General features: G+C 62.3%; 11 protein-coding genes. All 11 read right to left on the minus strand.

Features of this window, described 5'->3' with window-relative positions; translation table 11 throughout:
• Positions 1 to 98 precede the first annotated feature (98 nt).
• Positions 99 to 2,081 carry a transketolase gene (gene tkt / locus A7P95_RS03440; protein ID WP_067591210.1) on the minus strand — a complete coding sequence of 661 codons (1,983 nt, stop codon included), beginning with the start codon at positions 2,079 to 2,081 and terminating at the stop codon, positions 99 to 101.
• A gap of 60 nt (positions 2,082 to 2,141) precedes the next feature.
• The gene (locus tag A7P95_RS03445; protein WP_067591213.1) at positions 2,142 to 2,543 is read right to left on the minus strand and encodes a hypothetical protein; all 402 of its coding nucleotides are present in this window, start codon (positions 2,541 to 2,543) and stop codon (positions 2,142 to 2,144) included.
• A 92-nt stretch (positions 2,544 to 2,635) separates the two neighbouring features.
• Complete coding sequence (tmk, locus tag A7P95_RS03450; RefSeq protein WP_067591216.1) at positions 2,636 to 3,253, minus strand: dTMP kinase; 618 nt, start codon at positions 3,251 to 3,253, stop codon at positions 2,636 to 2,638.
• A gap of 146 nt (positions 3,254 to 3,399) precedes the next feature.
• Positions 3,400 to 4,290, minus strand: coding sequence for a DKNYY domain-containing protein (locus A7P95_RS03455; RefSeq protein WP_067591219.1), 891 nt, complete (start codon positions 4,288 to 4,290; stop codon positions 3,400 to 3,402).
• A 142-nt stretch (positions 4,291 to 4,432) separates the two neighbouring features.
• Complete coding sequence (locus A7P95_RS03460; RefSeq protein WP_067591222.1) at positions 4,433 to 5,029, minus strand: inner membrane-spanning protein YciB; 597 nt, start codon at positions 5,027 to 5,029, stop codon at positions 4,433 to 4,435.
• A 1-nt stretch (position 5,030) separates the two neighbouring features.
• A complete protein-coding gene (mltG, locus tag A7P95_RS03465) occupies positions 5,031 to 6,026 on the minus strand; it encodes an endolytic transglycosylase MltG (protein WP_067591225.1) in 996 nt (331 codons plus the stop codon).
• 196 nt (positions 6,027 to 6,222) lie between these two features.
• Positions 6,223 to 7,188, minus strand: a complete 966-nt coding sequence (locus tag A7P95_RS12320; RefSeq protein WP_281179401.1) for a uracil-DNA glycosylase — start codon at positions 7,186 to 7,188, stop codon at positions 6,223 to 6,225.
• Positions 7,189 to 7,232: 44 nt separating this feature from the next.
• The gene (rimI, locus tag A7P95_RS03475) at positions 7,233 to 7,676 is read right to left on the minus strand and encodes a ribosomal protein S18-alanine N-acetyltransferase (protein ID WP_067591231.1); all 444 of its coding nucleotides are present in this window, start codon (positions 7,674 to 7,676) and stop codon (positions 7,233 to 7,235) included.
• Positions 7,673 to 8,425, minus strand: a complete 753-nt coding sequence (gene tsaB, locus A7P95_RS03480; RefSeq protein WP_067591234.1) for a tRNA (adenosine(37)-N6)-threonylcarbamoyltransferase complex dimerization subunit type 1 TsaB — start codon at positions 8,423 to 8,425, stop codon at positions 7,673 to 7,675. The genes rimI and tsaB overlap by 4 nt, the downstream gene beginning before the upstream one ends.
• Positions 8,422 to 13,242 (minus strand): NAD-glutamate dehydrogenase, encoded by a 4,821-nt coding sequence (locus A7P95_RS03485; RefSeq protein WP_067591238.1) that lies wholly within the window; start codon positions 13,240 to 13,242, stop codon positions 8,422 to 8,424. Before A7P95_RS03485 ends, tsaB begins: the two co-directional genes overlap by 4 nt.
• 346 nt (positions 13,243 to 13,588) lie before the next feature.
• Positions 13,589 to 14,068 carry an FKBP-type peptidyl-prolyl cis-trans isomerase gene (locus A7P95_RS03490; protein ID WP_067591241.1) on the minus strand — a complete coding sequence of 160 codons (480 nt, stop codon included), beginning with the start codon at positions 14,066 to 14,068 and terminating at the stop codon, positions 13,589 to 13,591.
• Positions 14,069 to 14,549: the final 481 nt, after the last annotated feature.

Here is a 14,549-nt window from a genome sequence, read left to right on the forward strand (position 1 = left end):
GGTATTGCAGTGAATGGAACCCGCGATAAAAGGCTACCTGAAAAATACCGGCTTCCGAGCGGAAGGGTTTTTCAGGTAGCCTATTTGGCGTTTGGTGCTTACAACACCGATTTCACCGTATCGACCACATTCTCCACGGTGAAGCCGAATTCTTTAAACAACAGCTCGGCCGGGGCGGATTCGCCGAAGCGGTTGATGCCGACCACCGCGCCGTTCAGACCGACGTATTTATACCAGCCGTCGGCGTGCCCGGCTTCCACGGCCACTCGCGGCAGGCCTTCGGGCAGGACTGCGGCTCGGTAGGCGGCGTCTTGGCGGTCGAACACGTTGGTGCACGGCATGGAAACCACACGCACGGCGATGCCTTGTTCCGCCAAAGCGGATTGCGCATTCAGTGCCAATTCCACTTCCGAGCCGGTGGCGATGATGACCGCTTTTGCTTCGCCTTCAGCTTCGCGCAGCACATAGCCGCCGCGTTGGATATCGGCAAGCTGTTGTTCGCTGCGCGCTTGGAATTTCAGGTTTTGGCGGCTGAAAATCAGGCATGAGGGATGATCTTTGGCTTGGATGGCTTCCGACCACGCCACCAGCGATTCGGCGGTGTCGCAGGGGCGCCATACGTCCATGTTCGGAATCAGGCGCAGGGTGGCGGTTTGCTCGACGGGCTGGTGGGTCGGACCGTCTTCGCCGAGGCCGATGGAATCGTGGGTGAACACGAATACGGGGTTGATTTTCATCAGCGCGGCCATGCGCAGGGCGTTGCGTTCGTATTCGCTGAACATGAGGAAGGTGGCGCCGAAGGGCTTCACGCCGCCATGCAGCGCCATGCCGTTCATGATGGCGCCCATGCCGAATTCGCGCACGCCATAGTGGATGTAGTTGCCGCCATGCTCGCGCGTTACGGATACGCTGCCCGGCCAGTCGGTGAGGTTGGACGGGGTGAGGTCGGCGGAGCCGCCCACCAGCTCGGGCAGCGCTTTGGCCAGGATGGCGATGCTGTTTTGGCTGGCTTTGCGCGTGGCGACGGTTTCGGCTTTGGCGCACACTTCCTGCAAGGCTGCTTGAATATAGGCGCTGAAGTTTTCAGGTAGCCTGCCTTCCATGCGGCGCACGAATTCTGCGGCTTCGGCAGGATATTGGGCTTGGTATCGGGCGAAGAGTTCGTTCCATTCGGCTTCGAGTTTGGCGCCTTTGGCTTTGGCGTCCCAGACGGCGTAGATTCCCTGCGGGATTTCAAACGCGGGGTGCGCCCAGCCCAAGTGTTTGCGCGTGGCTTCGATTTCGTCCGCACCCAGGGGCGCGCCGTGGGTTTTGTGGCTGCCTTCTTTGTTGGCGCTGCCTTTGCCGATAAGGGTTTTGCAGCAGATGAGGGAAGGTTTGCCGGTTTCGGCGCGGGCGGCTTCGATGGCTGCCTGGATGGCGGCGGTATCGTGGCCGTTTACATTGGGGATAACGTGCCAGCCGTAGCTTTCAAAGCGTTGCGGGATGTTTTCGGTAAACCAGCCGTCCACTTTGCCGTCGATGGAGATGTTGTTGTCGTCGTATAACACAATTAGCTTGCCCAAGCCCAAGGTGCCGGCGAGCGAGCAGGCTTCGTGCGACACGCCTTCCATCATGCAGCCGTCGCCCATGAAGACGTAGGTGTGGTGATCGACGATGTTCAGGCCGTCTTTGTTGAACTCGGCGGCGAGGATTTTTTCCGCCAATGCCATACCCACGGCGTTGGCGATGCCTTGGCCGAGCGGGCCGGTGGTGGTTTCCACGCCGTCGGTGTAGCCGTATTCGGGGTGGCCGGGGGTTTTGCTGTGGAGCTGGCGGAAGTGTTTCAGGTCGTCGATGGAAACATTGTAGCCGGTGAGGTGCAGCAGGCTGTAAAGAATCATCGAGGCGTGGCCGTTGGAGAGGACGAAGCGGTCGCGGTTGTGGAATTGGGGATTGGCGGGGTTGTGGCGCAGGAATTTGGTCCACAATACTTCGGCCATTTCCGCCATGCCCATCGGGGCGCCGGGGTGGCCGGAATTGGCTTTTTGGATGGCATCAACGGAGAGGAAGCGGATGGCGTTGGCAAGCGGGGAAGGCATGGTGTGGTTCCTAAGTGGTTGGTTTGGAAAAGAGTGAGGCTACCTGAAAAATATGGCGGGCTACTCGCCGCCCAGCAGACGGTAGTTTTCGTAAACGGATTCAATCAGCGGGGCGAAATCATCGGCGGCAAAGTGGGAGTGGCCGATGCCGATAAGCTGGCTTAAAGGATCATCCATATCCACGGCTTCGGCATCTTCGACGGTAACGAAATCCTGCCGCGCCCGCGCTATCATGCCCTGCACATATTTCGCGCCTGCGCCGAGGCCGGTGAATTTGCCCGCCACATAGGCGTCGATGTCGTCGGCATCCATAAAGCACACCAGGCGGCCGAAGCCGAAGCAGTAGCCGTAGAAGGTGAAGCCCATCACTTGAAACAGCAGTTCGTTTTGCACATTCCAGCGCGGGTCGGCGGTGAGGGTGGAGAAAAGGCGGTTTGCTTTATCGTAGAAGGCTGCCTGCATGGTGTTTCCGAGGGTGTTGGTTGGCGAATGCCGCAAAACGGCGCAAATTATCGCACTTTTGGGCGGCGGTGTTCAAATCATCGGGCAAGCCGCTAGGCGAACAATTTTTCCAGCGCGGCTTCGATGTCGCGGCGCACGAGGGCTTTGTCGCGGTTGCTGTTGATGAGGGCGTAGCGTTCGGGCGCGGCAGCGGCGCGGGCGAGGTAGCTTTGGCGCACGCGGGTGAAGAAGTCGGCTTCTTCCTGCTCGAAGCGGTCTTTGTTGCGGCTGCGCTCGATGCGTTCGAGGGAAACTTCGAGCGGCACGTCGAGCAGGATGGTGAGCTGGGGGCGCAGGCTGCCCTGCACCCATTGTTCGAGTGCGGCAATATCGGCTTCGGGCAGGCCGCGGCCGCCGCCTTGGTAGGCGAAGGTGGCGTCGGTGAAGCGGTCGGACACAACGGATACGCCGCGCTCCAGTGCGGGCAGGATGACGCTTTCGATGTGTTGGGCGCGGGCGGCAAACATGAGCAGGGTTTCGGCGCGCAGGCCGGCTTGGGTGTGGGGGTTGAGCAGCAGGCGGCGCAGGGCTTCGCCCAAGGGCGTGCCGCCTGGCTCGCGGGTGAACAAGACGGGGCGGCCTTGCGCGGCAAACCATTCGCGGATGACGGCGAGCTGGGTGGTTTTGCCGGCGCCGTCGATGCCGTCGAGGGTGATGAAGTGGGCGGTCATTTTTAACTCCGTTGAAGCGTTGCTTTTAGGTGGCCTGTTGCGGGGGGATGGGCTACCTGAAAAATGTGTGGGTGGGGTTTCAGGTAGCCTTTTGGCGGTTTGGGTGGTTTGTGTTGTTTTCAGGTGGCCTTGGTGCAGGGAGGAGGCTACCTGAAAACGTTTGGGGCGAGAATGGAGGCGAATGTATCCGCGCTTTCCCATGCTTCGGCTTCGGTCATGGCTTCGCCGTTGCAATAATATTGGTTTTTGTCTTTGCCGTAAGCCCAATCGTAACCTTGCGGGCGGGTAAGTTGCACTACTTGGAAGGTGTCGTGGTCGGCTGCTTTGAGGGGCTTGTTCTGGTAGTAAATGCGTTTGTCGTCTTTGGAGTAGTCGTGCGTGAGTTTTTGCCAGGTGGCGGGATTGGCTCCGGGCAGGATGCGTGCTTCGTGGAAAACGTGGCGCTCGTCTTTGGCAAAAATGCCGTCGTTCATGGATACGAAAGTGGCGGGGTCAGCTTTGGGTAGGATCTTTATCCTGCCGTCGAAGTTGTAGTATACCTGCCGGCTGTCTTTGGCATAGCCTGCGGGAACGGGCGTGAGCACGATTCTTTTGATGCCGTCGGTAAACTCCCTATGCCAGTCCCAGTTGTGGCTGAAATCGAACTTGGCGAGGCCTTGGTCGCACACTTCAAAGGTTTGGCCGTCGGCAAGCTCGAGGCGGCGGTTGGTTGCCCAAATGGCTTGGTAGTCGGTGGCGTAGCATTCGTTGAGCACGTGGAAGTGGTCGGGTTTGGCGCCTTTGAGTTTGCGCCACATGATGTAGCAGTGTTTGTCGTCTTGGGCGAAAAGGGAATTGAAATAGATGAAGGTTTCGGGGTTGGCTTTTTTGATGGGGCGGTAGCGGTAGAAGACTTGTTTGCCGTTGGTCCAGTAGCCGGCGATTTCTTGGGTGTCTGCGAGATAGAAGCGCGGGTCGGTGCCGATATCCCAATCCAAATCGTGGGGATTGATGTTGTGGCCGATAAAGGGCGGTTTTTGGGCGGCGGGTTTGGGCATGAGCTTCTCTTGCGCGGAGGATGCTGCTTTGTTTGGTTTCGGCTAGGGCTACCTGAAAAATGTGTGGGTAGGTTTTCAGGTAGCCTTTGGCTGGATAGAGGCTACCTGAAAAATATGCGGGGTTTCAGGTAGCCTTTCGGTTTTAGGGTTTGCTTGGCTGCTCGGGGGGCTCGCTTTCGGTGGGAGCTTGGGCTTCGGTTTTCAGGTGTTTGCGCAAGACGATGCCTTGGGCGATGAGGAAGAACACCATGAGGATGAGCTGGCCGTAGCTTTTAAAGTGGATGAAGAGGTTTTTGGCTTGCTCGGAGGCGTCGTAGTGGTAGAGGCCAAACCAGTAGTGCAGGGCGGCGAGCAGGAGGAAGAAGGCGGCCCAGGCGAGGGTGAGGCGCTGCCAGCCGCGCGGGCTGAAATGGAAAATATCTTTGGCCACGGGCTGCATCAGGGGTTTGCCGATGAGGGCGCTCACGGCGAGGGCGAGGGCGAAGCTGAGGTTGATGATGGGGGTTTTCCAACGCAGGTAGAGGTCGTCGCGCAGGAGGATGGTGGCGCCGCAGAAGAGGATGGTGAGCAGGAGCACCACCCATTGCTGTTTGGTGAGCCGCCATTGCTGGCGGGCGAGGTGGATGCCGTACACGATGAGGGTGCTGGCCAATACGGCGGCGGCGCCGGCCAAGAGGCCGAATTTCTTGGAGGCGATGAAGAAGGCGATGAGGGGGATGAGGTCGAGCAGGGCGGTCATGTTACGGCCTTTTTAAGATGTAGCGGCGGACGTTGGCGTTGTGTTCGTCGAGGGTGTGGCTGAATTCGCTTTTGCCGGTGTCGTCCATGCGGGAAACGAAATAGAGGTAGGTGGCGTTGCTGGGGTGGGCGGCGGCTTGGAGGGCGGCTTCGCCGGGCAGGGCGATGGGGGTGGGGGGGAGGCCGTCGCGGGTGTAGGTGTTGTAGGGGGTGTCGCGCTGGAGGTCGGCGCGGCGGATACGGCCGCGGTAGGCGCTGCCCATGCCGTAGATGACGGTGGGGTCGGTTTGCAGGCGCATGCCTTGGTTGAGGCGGTTGACGAATACGGCGGCCACGTTGGCGCGGTCTTCTTCGTGGGCGGTTTCTTTTTCGATGATGCTGGCCATGGTGAGCAGCTCGTAGGGGTTTTGATAGGGCAGGTTGGGGGCGCGGTCTGCCCAGGCGCTTTCGAGCTGGTTTTGCATGCGCTGGTAGGCGAGGCGGTAGATTTGCAAATCGCTGCTGTCGTAGTCGATTTCGTAGCTGTCGGGGAAGAAGCGGCCTTCGGGGTGCCGGCCTTGGGCGTCGGAGGCGACGGCGGCGAGGAGTTGTTGGTCGCTCCAGTTGGCGGTGTCGTGGCGGATGTCGGCGGTTTGGTTGATGCGGCGGCGCATTTGGGCAAAGCTCATGCCTTCGATGATGCGCACGGTAACGGTGTCGGGGCGGCCGTTTTTGAGGTGGCGCAGGATTTGCCAGGAGGAGGCGCGGGGCTGGAGGCGGTAGTTGCCGGGCAGGAGCTGGTTGTGGGTGCCGGTGAGGTAGGCGGCGGCCACGAACACCCAGCGGCTGTAGATGGCGTCGTTGGCGGCGAGGGTGCGGCTCACGCTGGCGATGCCGCTGCCGCGCTCCACGCGCAGGCGTTGGCTGCCGGTGTCTTTGGGGGCGAAGAGCAGGCCGGCAAACAGGGCGATGGCGGCAAAAAGCAGGATGAGGGTGGAATAGAGGATTTTTTTCAACATGGTTCGGTGGTGGCCGATTAAAGGGCGGCAGTATAGCCCAGGGTGGGGCGGATGCGAAGCGGCGGGGCGGGTTTTGCTTGGGTTTGCGGTTTGGGGATTATCGTTTCCGCGTGGCAGCAGCCCGGCCTTGGCTGTGCCAGGGCATGGTTTTCAGGTAGCCTGCTGCGGGAAAGGGGCTACCTGAAAAATAGGGGCTTCAGCTTTTGGCCAGATGCTGCTGCAACTGTTTGAGCGTGGCCCAGGTTTGGGCTTTGAGCTCGGGCTGCCGCAGCAGGATGGCGGGGTGGGGAACGATGAAGGCGGGGATGCCGGGGGCGATTTGGGCGGTGAGCCATTGCTGCACGGGGTCGTAGAAGCTGTTGCCGAGCAGCAACAGGGCCCGGGGCTGAATCCAGGCGGCTTCTTGGCGGATAAAGGCGGCGCAGCGCACTTGCTCTTCGGGGGTGGGTTGGAGCGAGATGCGGGGGGTGCAGCGCTGCCAGGCGGTGCGGAAAACTTGCTCGGGCGCAAGGCGGATGGCGGCGAGCATGTTGTCGAGCAGCTGGCCGTGGCGGCCGCCGAGCAGCTGGCCGGCTTCGTCGTCGCTGGGGGCGGGGTTGCGGCTGATGACCATGAGTTGGGCGGGCACGGCGCCGCGGCCGCTTAGGGCTTGTTTGCGCTCGTTGTGCAGTCGGCAGGCGGTGCAGGCGGCGGCGTGCTGCTGCAAGCTGTTGGTGTCGGCGAAGGCGGGGAAGGGCTGCTCGGCCCATAGTTTTTGCACGAGGGCAAGGGGGCTGGCAGCGGGGGCGGCTTGGCTGCGGGTTTCGTTTTGATACGGCTGCGGGGTGGCCACGGCGGCGAGCACGTCGGCGCGGTGGCCTTGGGGCGCGGGCTGGGCAGCGCGGGCTGCCGGGCTCGGGCGGCTGGGTTTTTCAGGTAGCCTGTGGCTGGTGTGGGGAGCTGGCGGCTCGGCGGCGGTGCTTGGGCGGTGCGGGTGTTCGCTGGGCTCGTTTTTGCCGTGCGAAAACTCATGGCTTTCGTTTTTGCTGCGCGAAAACTCGGTATTGCCGTTTTTGTTGTGCAGGAACTCGCTTTGCTCGTTTTGGCGAAACTCGCTTTGCTTGTTTTCAGGTAGCCTTTGGGGCTGGGCGGCGGTGGGGTATGCGCCGCGTTTGAGCCACATCGGGCCGAGGTCGAGGGCTTGGTGCAGGTGCAGATAGCGGCTGCTCAGCATAGTTTCTCCATCAGCAGGGCGTCTTCGCGGCTGCCGTCGGGGCGGGGGTAGTAGCCGGGGCGGCGGCCGCTGGGGATGAAGCCGTGTTGTTGATACAGGGCGAAGGCGGCGCGGTTGCTGCTGCGCACTTCGAGGAAGATGCGGCGGATGTGTTTGGCGGCGGCTTGTTTGAAGAGCTGGCCGAGCAGCAGGGTGGCGATGCCTTGCCGGCGGTGGGCGGGGGCGGTGTCGATGAGGTGCAGCTCGGCTTCGTCAAGCACGGTTTGCCACACGATGAGCCCGGCCAGCTCTTTGCCTTGTTCGGCCAGCAGCACAGTTTCGTTGGCGTGGCCGATGCAGGCGGCGAATTGTTTTTCCGACCAGGGGGAGGGGTTGCATTGGGCATCGAGCTGGGCCAGTGCGGGGCTGTCGCTCGGGCGGGCGAGGCGGACGATCATGCTGCGCCTTTTCTGGCGGCCTGCTCGGCGGCGGTGAGGGCGACTTTGTCGCGCACGTAGAGCAGCTCGGCTTCGGCGGCGCTCACGGCGGGATAGCGGCCGGAGGCGGCGAGTGCGAGGTAGTGTTCGGCGGTGGGCATGCCGGGGCGGCCGGGGAAGGGCGGGGGCTCGGGCAGGGCGAAGGCATTGCCGATGCCGCAGATGCCGGCGTGCTTGGGGCTACCTGAAAACGGATTGCCTGAGTTTTGGCCGGGCATATTTTTTTCAGGTAGCCTGATGTTTTCAGGTAGCCTGATGCTGGCGGCTTTGCCCACGTGATAGGGGCTTAAGCGTTGCCATATTTGGGTGTCGAACCAGGCGTAGAACACTTCGCCCATGCGCGCGTCGGTGGCGGCCAGCACGGCGGCTTGGCCGGGGCAGAGCGAGGCGACGGCGTCGAGGCAGGGAACGGGGATGAGCGGGATGCCGAACGGGGCGGCCAAACCCTGCGCCACGCCGGCGCCGATGCGCAGGCCGGTGAAGGCGCCGGGGCCTTGGGCATAGGCGATGGCGCCCAAATCGGCCACGGCCAGCCCGGCTTCTGCCAGCAGCGCGGCAATCTGCGGCAGGATGAGCTCGGATTGGCGGTTGCCGGTTTCCTCATGGAACAGATGGGTTTGCCCGCCGTGCCGCAGCGCCAGCGACAGCCACTGGGTGGAGGTGTCGATGGCGAGCAGCGGGCGGCTGCCGGGGAGGGAGGGCTGACTCATGCGCGTTTTGCATCCTCGGCCGGATTGGCGATTTTCGAGAGATTGCGCACCAGCGCGGCGAGCATCGACAAATCGGCGGGCTCGTATTGCTGCATGTCGGCAATCTGGCTGCGGGCAGCGGCGATTTTGGCGGCGGCGTGGCCGTTGCTGCCGGCCTGCAGGAAGTCGCGGGTGAGATCGAGGTGGATTTGGGTGGCGTCTTCGTAGATTGCCAGGCAGGCTTGGCCTTGCCATTGGTTGCCGCGCGGCAGTTTGGCGATGGCGCGGTAAATCCAGCTCATGTTCAGCCGTTCGGACAGCATGAAATAGGCTTTGGCCACGGTTTCCACGGGCTTGCCTAAATCGGCGGCCAAATCCACCACGGCCAGCACGTTGGCGGCAAAGGGCAGGCGTGCGAGCTCGGCGGTTTCCTGCGCGCTGAGCACGCTGTAGCCGCTTAAGCGGGCTTCGCGCTCGGCGATGCTGGGGTGCTCTTCGGCTTGGATGCGGGCGGGCAGCTGCTGCATAAATTCAACGGTTTGCGCACGATATTGCGTGATGAGGCTGCCGAGGTTGCCGAAGGGGCGGCGGTTGCGCAGCAGCTGACCGGCCACGTGGCTGATGAGCTCGGCTACGTCGGCAATCAGACGCATTTGCGCTTCGGCGGGTAGGCGGTTGTCGAAGGCTTGGATGGCTTGGAAGCGGGCTTCGCCGTCGAGCAGGATGTCGGCCAGCCAGTAGGCGCGCACCACGTTGGCCACGGAGGCTTGGTTTTCTTCGCTGCAACGCTGGATGAAGTGCGGCCCCATGCGGTTGATGATGCGGTTGGCCAGCTGGCTGGCGATGATTTCGCGTTTCAGGTAGTGATGCTGCATTTCGGTGCCGTACTGCTGTTGCAGCGGGGCGGGGAAATAGCGGATCAGGGCGGGCAGGAAGTTGGGGTCGTCGGGGATGTCGCTGCCGAGGATGGCGTCTTGGCAGTGCATTTTGCTGTAGGAGAGCAATACGGCCACTTCGGGGTTGCTCAAGCCTTGGCCTGCGGCGGCGCGGCGCTGGATTTCGGCTGCATCGGGCAGGAATTCCACGGCGCGGTCTAAAGCGGCGTGCTCTTCGAGATAGCCGATGAGGTTGGCGGCGGTTTTCAGGTAGCCTGAAGGATTGAGCTGGGCCACGGAAAGGGCTTGGGTTTGTAAATAGTTGTCTTGCAGCACGAGTTGTGCCACTTCGGCGGTCATCTGTTTGAGCAGCTCGTCGCGCTCTTCTTGCGGCAGGCGGCCGGCGCGCACGGCTTCGCCGAGCAGGATTTTGATGTTTACTTCGTGGTCGGAGCAATCTACGCCGGCGGAGTTGTCGATGGCGTCGGTGCAGCAGCGGCCGCCGTTTTGCCAGTATTCGATGCGGCCGAGCTGGGTGGCGCCGAGGTTGCCGCCTTCGCCCAACACTTTGGCGCGCAGCTCGCTGCCGTTCACGCGCACTTCATCGTTGGCTTTGTCGCGGGCGTCGGCGTGGCTTTCGGCTTCGGCTTTGATGTAGGTGCCGATGCCGCCGTTGTAGAGCAGTTCCACGTCGGCTTTGAGCAGCTCGCGGATGAGCTCGTTGGGGGTGAGGCTTTCGGCTTCGATGCCGAGCCAGGCTTTCACTTCGGGCGTGATGGCGATGGATTTGGCGCTGCGCTCATACACGCCGCCGCCTTGGGAAATCTGCGAGCGGCTGTATTTTTCCCAACCGCCGCCGCTTTGGAACAGGCGTTTGCGCTCGTCGAAGCTCTTGGCGGCGTTCGGGTTGGGGTCGATGAAGATGTGGCGGTGGTTGAAGGCGGCTTGGAGGCGGATGTGTTCGCTCAGGAGCATGCCGTTGCCGAACACGTCGCCGCCCATGTCGCCGATGCCCACCACGGTGAAGTCTTCATTTTGGATGTCTTTGCCCAGATGGCGGAAGTGGCGTTTCACGGATTCCCAGGCGCCGCGGGCGGTGATGCCCATGCCTTTGTGGTCGTAGCCGGCGCTGCCGCCGGAGGCGAAGGCGTCGTCGAGCCAGAAGCCGTGTTCGGCGGCCAGGGCGTTGGCGGTGTCGGAGAAGGAGGCGGTACCTTTGTCGGCGGCCACTACCAGGTAGGGGTCGTCGCCGTCTCGGCGGTGCAGCTGCGGCGGGGGCTCGATGCCTTCGGCTGTGCGGTTGTCGGTGAGGTCGAGCAGGGCGTTGATGAAGATGCGGTAGCAGGCCACGCCTTCTTTCAGGTAGCCTTCGCGGTCGGCTGCGGCATCGGGCAGCTGTTTGCACACGAAGCCGCCTTTGGAGCCGCTGGGCACGATGACGGCGTTTTTCACCATCTGCGCTTTCACCAGGCCGAGCACTTCGGTGCGGAAGTCGTCGAAACGGTCGGACCAGCGCAGGCCGCCGCGCGCCACTTTGCTGCCGCGCAGGTGGATGCCTTCCACGCGCGGGCTGTACACCCAAATTTCATACATGGGGTGCGGTTTGGGCAGGAAGGGGATGTCTTTGGATTTGATTTTCAAGCTGATTTCGGGTTTCAGGTAGCCTGCTTTATCGGTTTGCCAGAAGTTGGTGCGGCACACGGCGAGGATGACGGCGCGGAAGGCGTTGATGATGCGTTCGTCGTCGAGCGAGGGCACGTCGGCCAAGAGGCCGGTGAGTTCGCTGTTGATCATCAGGGCGCGGTTGTCGTCGGCTTCTTCGGGGTGCAGGCGGGCGGCAAACAAATCAGCCAATTTGGCGGCGATGGCGCCGTGGCGGATGAGGGTTTGCTCGATGCGCTCCTGGCTGAAAGGCAGGGTGGCCTGTTTCAGGTATTTGGCAATGGCGCGCAGCAGCACGCTGTTGCGCCAGGAAATGCCGGCGGCGAGCACCAAGGCGTTGAAGCGGTCGTTTTCCACGCGGCCGGCCCAGAGTTCGGCAAACAGCTCGGGCAGCTCGGCAGCGGCGGCCGGCCCGCCTTCGGCAGCTTGCTGCACCGGCACGCTGGCGGCGGCGGAGAAGTGGGTGAGGCCGACGGCGGCGTCTTCGGTGTAGAGCGTGTAGGGCACGGCGGTGTGCACGCTCAAGCCCATGTTTTCAATCAGCGGCAGGGTTTGCGACAGGCTGGGGCTGATTTGCGGGGTGTAGAGGCGGAAGGCATAGGGCGCCACGGGGTTATCTTGCGCGCCGAAGGTGGCCACCACGGGCTGCTCGTCGGAGAGCTGGGCGGCGTGTTTCAAATCGGCAATGGCCTGCTCGGGGCCGAAGGCTTCGCGGTAGGCGGCGGAGAAGGCGCCGTCTGCTTCGGCGTGGGCGACGGGTTTGTCGGCCTTGGGCGCGGGGGCGGCTGCGGGGGCAGCTTGTTGCGGCTCGGCAGGCGCTTCGGCGGCGGGCTCGGGTTGCGGCGCGGCTGCGGCAGCGTTGTCGGCCTCGGCGTTTTCCACCAGTCGGGCAACGTGTTGCTCCAGCTTGGCGGAATGGAAGGCGGGCAGGCGTGCGGCGTTGGTGTGGCACAGGAATGGCACGCAGGCCAGCGCGCTGTCGTCGGCCAGCTGCACGGCGAATTCGCAGCTCTCGGCGGCGAGCGCGGTTTTCAGGTAGCCTGCTATGCGCTGGCACAGGCGGCTGTCGAACTGCTCTTTGGGCAGATAGCACAGCACGGACACATAGCGTTTGAACAGGTCGGCGCGGGCAAACAGGCGGGTGCGCGGGCGGCGGCTGAGGGCGAGCAGGCCGCCCAGGGTTTCAACAAGCTCGCCCTCGCCGGTTTCAAACAGCTCGTCGCGCGGGTAGGTTTGCAGCAGGTGGCGCAGCTGGCGTTCGTTGTGGCTGCCGTCTTCGAAGGCGAAGTGTTTGAGGGCGTGTTCGGCTTTGCGGCGCAGCACGGGGATGTCCCAAATGCTGCCGGTGTAGGCGGGGGCGGTGTAGAGGCCGATGAAGCACCATTGGCCGATCACTTGGCCGCTGGCGTTGAGCTTTTGGATGCCGATGAGGTTGTAGTAGGCGGGGCGGTGGATGCGGCTGCGGTGGGAGGAGCGGTCGAGCAGCAGGCGGTCGCTGTGCAGCCACTGTTTTTTGTCGGCGTCGGAAAGGGCGGCGAAGTTGTCGGCGAGGAAGCGGCTGTTGTTTTGGGTGAGGATGCCTTGCGCGGTGTCGGCTTTGGGCTGGAGGCGCGGGCTGCCGGACTGGCTCACCAAATCGTATTCGCAGAAGCCCATCAGCAGGAAGTTACGGTCGGCCAGCCAGCTGAGGAAGGAGACGATTTCGGCGTCGTGGCTGCGGCCTTCGTTTAAAATCATTTGGTTGACCAGCAGGAGCTGGCCGCGCAGTTTGTGCTCGCTGGCGGCCAGCATGCCCAGCTCGGCCAGCAGCAGGCGGATTTTCTCGGCCAGCTCTTGATCTTGCGCGGCTTCGGCGCCCTCCAGATAGAAGGCGGCCAGGGTTTCTTTGGCGCTGCCTTCGTGCGCTTCGGCCTGGATGGCGGCGGCTTGGCCGTTGTCGCTGCGTTTGACGTGCCACACGCTGTGCAGCACGGCCAGCGGGGGGCGCTGCTCGCGGTTGAGCAGCATCAGCAGGGAGTCGAGCAGAAAAGGGGTGTCGTCGGCCACGATTTCCACCAGGGTGTGCTGCACGGCGTCGCCGGTGGGCGATACGCGCACCACGGCTTTGCCGGCGGCGCGGGGCTCTTGCGCGAGCTTGCGGTGGGAGTCGGCGGCGGCCACGAGGGCGTCGTCGCTATAGCGGGCGAGGTCGGCGAAGTCGGCCTGCCGGTAGTAGCCGGCGAGGAAGGGGGGGAAGTCTTCCGTAAAATTCTGTTGGCGGGCGCAATCTTGCAGGCGTAAAACCGGGGCGGGCAGGCTCATGAAACGGCTCCTCTGAATTATTGGAATTTGGAATATATAGTGGATTCAATTTAAATCGGGACAAGGCGGCGAGCCGCAGACAGTACAAGCAGTACGGCAAGGCGAGCCAACGCCGTACCGGTTTAAATTTAATTCACTATAGTGTGGAGTGGAAAGGGTTTGGTTTAATCCGCCATATGATACGCGAGTTGGCATTTTTCAGGTAGCCTGCGGGGGTTTTCAGGTAGCCTTTGAGGTGGAAATGTATCGTTTGTTTTACGGGAGGCTGGGAAAGGGCGGATGCGGCAAAACAAATCCGCCCGCGGCGGCGGTTTGCCGGGCGGGCGGATGGAGGGATGGGCGGCGCTTAGTGGTGGTGGCCGTGTTCGCCGTGGGCATGGCCGTGGGCGATTTCTTCGGGTGTGGCGGCGCGGATGTCGCTCACTTTGGCTTTGAAGCGCAGTTTCATGCCGGCTAAGGGGTGGTTGCCGTCTACCACGGCTTTGCCGTCGGCGATGTCGGTAACGCGGTAAACGATGGCGTCGCCGGTAACGGGGTCGTCGGCTTCAAACATCATGCCCACTTCCACTTCCACGGGGAAAACATCGAGCGGCTCGAGGCGCACGAGCTCGGGGTCTTGCTCGCCGAAGGCGTCGTCGGGCTGGAGGGTGATGTCGATTTCGTCGCCCACGGCTTTGCCGTGTAGCGCTTCTTCCACCAGCGGGAAAATGCCGTCGTAGCCGCCGTGCAGGTAGGCGATGGGCTCTTCGGTTTGGTCGATGAGCTGGTTGTTGGCGTCAAACATTTCGTAATGCAGGGTTACTACGCTGTTCTTTTCGATATTCATGGCACTTTCCTGCCGAGTGGTTGGGAAGGCTGTATTTTACCGTATTGGGATGTTTAGGCAATGCTGCGGCGCTTTGGTGGGCTTGGATTGGGCAGGCGGGCGGGCTGAGAACGGGCTGCGGCTTGGCTTGCTGCCGCGGGGTTGCCGTGGCGGGCGGCGGCTTGGTAGGAGCAAGAGAAGGTATTTGGCTTGGGTGTGGTTTTGGATTGATTTGTTTGGTGTTTTCTGGGATTTGGGAAGATGATGGCTTGGGCGGGGTAATGATGATGGGTGTGGCTGGCCTGTTTGGAGGATGAGCGGCTCGGGCGGAGGCGCGGCGGGGGTTGGTTTACAAAAACAGGGTTTTTTTAGGCAGGATTTTACGGTTGCCGGAAAATTTTCAGGTAGCCTTTGCGGGAGTTTGAGGCTACCTGAAAATTTTAGAAGCATGGCAAAGGAGGTGCGGCTATTGTGTTTTCAGGTAGCCTTTATGGTGTGTAAA

Origin of the sequence: Eikenella longinqua (assembly GCF_001648355.1) — a bacterium.
GTDB classification, from domain to species: domain Bacteria; phylum Pseudomonadota; class Gammaproteobacteria; order Burkholderiales; family Neisseriaceae; genus Eikenella; species Eikenella longinqua.